This window comes from Acinetobacter sp. TUM15064, from assembly GCF_008980265.1.
Lineage (GTDB): Bacteria > Pseudomonadota > Gammaproteobacteria > Pseudomonadales > Moraxellaceae > Acinetobacter.
Map to the genome: position 1 here is coordinate 1 of NZ_BKFU01000223.1, position 444 is coordinate 444.

The window sequence follows — 444 nt, forward strand, 5'->3', positions numbered from 1 at the left end:
GAACTTGCGTCCCTAAACTATTCTCAGTAGAAAGTAGTGGATAGTCTTCAGCTGGAAGAGTACCCAATACAAAACGACTGTTACCTGATTTCAAGATACAACGTTGATCTTCTGTGATTTGTAAATCGATCAAAGCCGAACTAGGAAGTGACTTACAAATTTCGACTAATTTACGCGCAGGAACCGTCGTTTCACCTGCTTCTATACAAGCACCATCAGCTAAGGTCGTACTGGCTACCAACTCAACTTCCAAATCAGAACCTGTGATCGTCAAGGCCTGCTGTGTGGTTTGAATTTTAACGTTTGAAAGAATATTCAACGTATGACGGCGCTCCACCGCACCCACAACGTGTGACAAAACATTGAGTAAACTTTCTTTAGCGATTTTCAAACGCACGATTTTATTCCTCTTACAACGGAAGCCGATAAAAATGTTAGCAGTGT

The 444-nt window shown here is 41.7% G+C and carries 1 pseudogene; it reads right to left on the reverse strand.

Going from position 1 to position 444, the window contains the following annotated elements:
- Positions 1-397: pseudogene (locus GBI16_RS18525) on the reverse strand (DNA polymerase III subunit beta); the annotation flags it as partial.
- Between the last annotated feature and the right edge of the window lie 47 nt (positions 398-444).